Origin of the sequence: Micromonospora sp. BL1 (assembly GCF_003667485.1) — a bacterium.
In the GTDB taxonomy this organism is placed as follows: Bacteria; Actinomycetota; Actinomycetes; order Mycobacteriales; family Micromonosporaceae; genus Micromonospora; species Micromonospora tulbaghiae.
Genome location: NZ_RCVK01000089.1, coordinates 1 through 5001, shown reverse-complemented (window position 1 = coordinate 5001; position 5001 = coordinate 1). Strand labels below are relative to the sequence as shown.

Below are 5001 nucleotides of genomic sequence, written 5' to 3'. Positions count from 1 at the left end.
GTCCAGGAAGACGTACGCGATCTCCGGGAAGTGCCCGGTGAGCCGGCGTTCGGCCTCGTCGGCGGCGGCCTCGATGTCGGCGCCGGTGGCGTCGTCGCGGAAGTCGACCTTGGCGGCGACGAGGATGTCGTCGGGGCCGAGGAACATGGTCATCAGCGTGTCGATCCGGTCCACCGTCGGCACGTCCGCCAGTTCCCGCTCGATGCGCCGGTGCAGCCGGTCGGACACGGAGCGGCCGACCAGCAGCGAGATGTTGCTGCGCGCCAGCACGGCGGCGACGACCAGCAGCAGCACGCCGATGAGGATCGAGGCGATCCCGTCGTACAGCTCGTCGCCGGTCAGGTGCGAAAGGGTGAGCCCGCCGGCGGCGATCAGCAGGCCGATCAGCGCGGCGCTGTCCTCCAGGAAGACCGCCTTGACCGTGGTGTCGGCGGTCAGGCGCAGGTAGCGGCGCGGGGTGGTGCCCCAGCGGCGCGACTCGCCGCGCACCTGCCGGACCGCCCGGGCCAGCGACACCGACTCGATCGCGAAGGAGACCGCCAGCACCACGTACGCGACGAGGTACTCGCCGCTGTGCTCGTGCACCAGGATGGTGGTCACGCCGTGCGTGATGGCGAAGCCCGCCCCGGCGACGAAGGTGAACAGCGCGGCGAGGAACGCCCAGACGTAGCTCTCCTTGCCGTACCCGAAGGGGTGCCGGGTGTCGGCGGGCCGCGCGCCGCGGCGCAGCGCCAGGTAGAGCAGCACCTCGGTGGTGGTGTCGGCGAGCGAGTGGGCGGCCTCGGAGAGCATCGCCGCGGAACCCGAGATCAGGCCCGCGACCAGCTTCGCGACTGCGATGGCGAGGTTCGCCGCGCCGGCCACCACGACGGTGCCGACGCTCTCGCTCTCGACCTCCGGTTCCGCCATGCGATCACCCTATGACCGGTCGATGCCCGCCGCCGGGTGGGAAGACCCCCGCGCCGCGCCGCGCGGGTGCCCGCGCCGGACGCGCGGGCTGCTAGCGTTTGGGCGTGTCCCGGACCCGTACCGAACGCCTGGTCAACCTGGTGATCTGCCTGCTGTCGACGCGACGCTTCCTGACCGCCGCGCAGATCGCCGCGACCGTGCCCGGCTACGAGCACGACCCGGACGACGCCAAGGACCACGAGGCGTTCCAGCGCAAGTTCGAGCGCGACAAGGCCGAGCTGCGTGAGCTGGGCGTGCCGCTGGAGACCGGCACGGCGAGCGTCTTCGACGCCGAGCCGGGCTACCGGATCGCGCCGCGCGCGTACGCGTTGCCCGACATCCCGCTCGAACCGGACGAGGCCGCCGCCGTGGGCATCGCCGCCCGGCTGTGGCAGCACGCCGGGCTGGCCGCCGCCGCGTCGTCGGGGCTGGCGAAGCTGCGCGCCGCCGGCATCGACGTCGACCCGCAGGCCACGCTGGGCCTGGAGCCGATGGTCACCGTCGACCCGGCGTTCGCGCCGCTCACCGCCGCCGCGCGGGACCGGCGCGAGGTCACCTTCGACTACCGCGTCCCGGATCGGGACGCGCCCACCCGCCGCCGGGTGCAGCCGTGGGGCGTGGTCTGCTGGCGCGGCCGGTGGTACGTCGTCGGCCACGACCTCGACCGCGACGCGACCCGCTGCTTCCGGTTGTCCCGGGTGGTCGGCACCGTCCGGGCGACCGGCGAGCCGGGCGCCTACGAGCCGCCCGCCGGCGTCGACCTGATCAGCCACGTGGCCCGCTGGTCCGGGCCGGTGGAGCGCACCGGCCGGGCCACGGTGCTGGCCACCCCCGGCCGCGCCGCCGGGCTGCGCCGCTGGGCCGTCGAGTGCCAGGCCGGCCCCGACGGTGACCGGCTGGTGCTGCCGTACGCCGACGCCGACTACCTGGCCGGCCAGATCGTCGGGTACGGCCCGGACGTCCGCGTGCTGGAGCCACCGGAGGTACGGGAGGCGGTCATCCAGCGGCTCAAGGAGGTCGCCGCCCGGCACGACGAGCTGGCCGTGACCGGGGGTGCCCGGTGACCCGCCCGGCGGCCCGCGCGGGCCGTGCCTCCGCCGACCGGCTGGCCCGGCTGCTCAACCTGGTGCCCTACCTGCTGGCCCGCCCCGGCATCGAGATCGCCGAGGCGGCGCACGACCTCGGGGTGACCGAGAAGCAGCTCCGGGAGGACCTGGAGCTGCTCTGGGTGTGCGGGCTGCCCGGCTACGGTCCCGGTGACCTGATCGACATGGCGTTCGACGGTGACCGGGTGACGATCACCTACGACGCCGGGATCGACCGCCCGCTGCGGCTCACCCCGGACGAGGCGCTGGCGCTGGTGGTGGCGTTGCGGATGATCGCCGAGACGCCGGGCGTGGCCAACCGGGAGGCGGTCGAGCGGGCACTCGCCAAGATCGAGAACGCGGCCGGCGACCTGGCCGGCGCGCCGGTCGAGGTCCGCCTGCCCGGCGACTCCGCCCGGGTACGCGAGCTGCGCGCCGCCGTCGAGCGCGGCCGGGCGCTGCGGATCACCTACTACACCCCGGCCCGGGACGAGACCACCGAACGCACCATCGACCCGCTGCGGATGCTGATGGTCGGCGGCCGGGCGTACGTGGAGGCGTGGTGCCGCCGCGCCGAGGGGGTGCGGCTGTTCCGGGCCGACCGGATCGACGCGGTGACCGAGCTGCCGGAGCAGGCGGTGGTGCCGCCGCAGGCCCGCCCGCACGATCTCAGCGACGGCGTGTTCAGCCCGTCGGCCGACCTGCCGCTGATCACGCTGCGGATCGGCCGGGGTGAGCGGTGGATCACCGAATATTATCCGTGCGAGCGGGTCGAGGCCGACGGCGAGCAGTGGCTGGTGTCGTTGCGCGTCACCGACCTCGGGTGGGCCCGGCGGTTCGTGCTCGGGCTGGGCCCGGAGGTGACCGTCGTGGCCCCGGCCGAGCTGGCCGAGCAGGTCCGCGCCCAGGCCGTGGCCGCGCTCGACGCGTACGCCACCCCGGCCGGCAGCGCCGACCCGGCGGCCGTCGGCGGCACCCGATAGGCTGACCGCCGTGGTGACGTGGATCGTGCTCGGGGTCGTGGTGTTCGCGCTGGTCGTACTGGCCCTGGCGATCCGTCCGGTGGTGAGCCGCCTGCCCGGGCTGCGCCGTTCCGCGCTGGCGTTGCAGCGCCGGGCGGTCGAGGCCGAGTCGCTGCGTGCGGCCGCCGAGCAGTTGCAGGCGCGGGCCGAGTCGCTCCAGGAGCGGGCTGCTGTCGCGCAGGAGCGGATCACGTTGATCAAGGCCAAGCGCGGTGACTGATCGACGGCGATGGGCGCGGTGAGCGTCGTCTGCGCGTTCCCGGGTGGTTACGCGCAGAAATGCGCGGACCTGGACGGTTGACGGGACACTTCGGGTTGGTCGAAACTTCACCGATCGGGCCCGCACCGGCAGGCCCGCGGGGGTGGCAAGCCGCTGCGACACACGTACGATGGGCGACGACCCACCCCTCACCGACACAGAGCGACTGGAGCTTCCCATGGGTGCCCTCAAGCCGTGGCACATCGCCGTACTCGTGGTCGTGCTGATCCTGCTGTTCGGCGCGAAGCGGCTCCCCGACGCGGCCCGCTCGCTGGGCCGCTCGCTGCGGATCATCAAGGCCGAGACCAAGAGCCTGCACGACGACGACCGCGATCTCGCCGAGAAGGCCGACGCACAGGCCGGCTACCAGCCGCTCCAGCCGCAGCAGCCGGTGCAGGGGCAGCCGTACGTCCAGGGCCAGCAGCAGTACGCCCAGCAGCCGTACGCGCCGCAGCCGCAGCAGCCCGTGGCCCCGCCGGCCGACCCGGTGCAGCGCGTCCGCGAGAACTGATCCGAGAGGGCCTCAATCACCGTGGCCTTCGGGTTGAAGAAGCGTGGCCCGAGCAACTTCGCGCGGGCCGCCGACGGCTCGATGACGCTCATGGAGCACATCCGTGAGCTGCGTAACCGGCTGTTCCGGGCGTCGCTGGCGATCCTGGTCGGCTTCGGCTTCGGCGTGTGGCTGTCCGGGCCGGTGCTGCACATCCTGCAGAAGCCCTACTGCGACCTGCCCAAGGCGCGGTTGATCGACGGCAACTGCAACTTCGTCCAGCTCGGTCCCGCCGACCTGTTCCTGCTGCAGATGAAGGTGGCCCTCTGGGTCGGCCTGATCATCGCCGCGCCGATCTGGCTCTACCAGCTCTGGGCGTTCATCGCGCCGGGCCTGCACCGGCACGAGCGGCGGTACGCGTACTTCTTCACCGCGCTGGCGGCCCCGCTGTTCGCCGCCGGCGCGGTCCTGGCGTACTTCGTCACGTCCAAAGGGCTGGAGTTCCTGCTCAACGTCTCCGGCGGCGGCGACGTCACCACCACGCTCGACATCACCCGCTACGTCGGGTTCGTCACGAACCTGATTCTGCTGTTCGGGGTGGCCTTCGAGTTCCCGTTGATCGTGCTGATGCTCAACTTCGTCGGCATGGCCAGCGCCAAGCGGCTGCTGAGCTGGTGGCGGGTGGCGGTGTTCGTGTTCTTCGCGTTCTCCGCGGTGGTCACGCCGACGCCCGACCCGTTCGGCATGACCGCGCTGGCGATCTGCCTCTGCGCGCTCTACTTCGCCGCGGTGGGGGTGGCGTTCCTCAACGACAGGCGGCGCGGTCGCGGGCGTGAGGCCTACGCCGGCATCGCCGACGACGAGGTGTCACCGCTGGACCTGTCGGACGAGCCGGTGCCCACCGGCGGCCGGATCGAGGCGTCCGAGCCGATCGGCGCACCCGAGCCGATCGTCGCCCCGAAGCCGATCGAACGCCGCTACGACGACATGACCTGACCGGTCCTGCTCGCCTCCGGACGCCGTCCCCGCTCCACGGGGACGGCGTCCGCGTCTCCGCACCCGCCCCGCGCCGCCCTTCCGAGGACGCGCAGACACCCCGCCCTGCGTCGATCTTGGACTTGGTGCCCCTCGGATGCCGGAAATCCGCACTTTGCCCGGGCCGAAACTGCAAGATCGCCGGGGGCGCGGGCCGGGGAC

6 protein-coding genes are annotated in these 5001 nt (G+C 73.1%); 5 read left to right on the top strand and 1 reads right to left on the bottom strand.

Going from position 1 to position 5001, the window contains the following annotated elements:
• Positions 1-909: cation diffusion facilitator family transporter (locus EAD96_RS00790; RefSeq protein ID WP_121682913.1), on the bottom strand; the 909-nt coding region annotated here is incomplete at its 3' end.
• Positions 910-1013: 104 nt separating this feature from the next.
• Between EAD96_RS00790 and EAD96_RS00785 the strand changes: the two genes are divergently transcribed.
• From EAD96_RS00785 to tatC, 5 genes are all read left to right on the top strand, one after another.
• Positions 1014-2012 carry a YafY family protein gene (locus EAD96_RS00785; protein WP_121682912.1) on the top strand — a complete coding sequence of 333 codons (999 nt, stop codon included), beginning with the start codon at positions 1014-1016 and terminating at the stop codon, positions 2010-2012.
• On the top strand, positions 2009-3016 hold the full coding sequence (locus EAD96_RS00780) for a YafY family protein (RefSeq protein WP_120570074.1): 1008 nt from the start codon (positions 2009-2011) through the stop codon (positions 3014-3016). The genes EAD96_RS00785 and EAD96_RS00780 overlap by 4 nt, the downstream gene beginning before the upstream one ends.
• 10 nt (positions 3017-3026) lie before the next feature.
• A complete protein-coding gene (locus tag EAD96_RS00775) occupies positions 3027-3275 on the top strand; it encodes a hypothetical protein (protein WP_120570073.1) in 249 nt (82 codons plus the stop codon).
• Positions 3276-3492: 217 nt separating this feature from the next.
• On the top strand, positions 3493-3825 hold the full coding sequence (gene tatA / locus EAD96_RS00770) for a Sec-independent protein translocase subunit TatA (RefSeq protein WP_120570072.1): 333 nt from the start codon (positions 3493-3495) through the stop codon (positions 3823-3825).
• A 21-nt stretch (positions 3826-3846) separates the two neighbouring features.
• A complete protein-coding gene (gene tatC, locus EAD96_RS00765; RefSeq protein ID WP_121682911.1) occupies positions 3847-4800 on the top strand; it encodes a twin-arginine translocase subunit TatC in 954 nt (317 codons plus the stop codon).
• Positions 4801-5001: the final 201 nt, after the last annotated feature.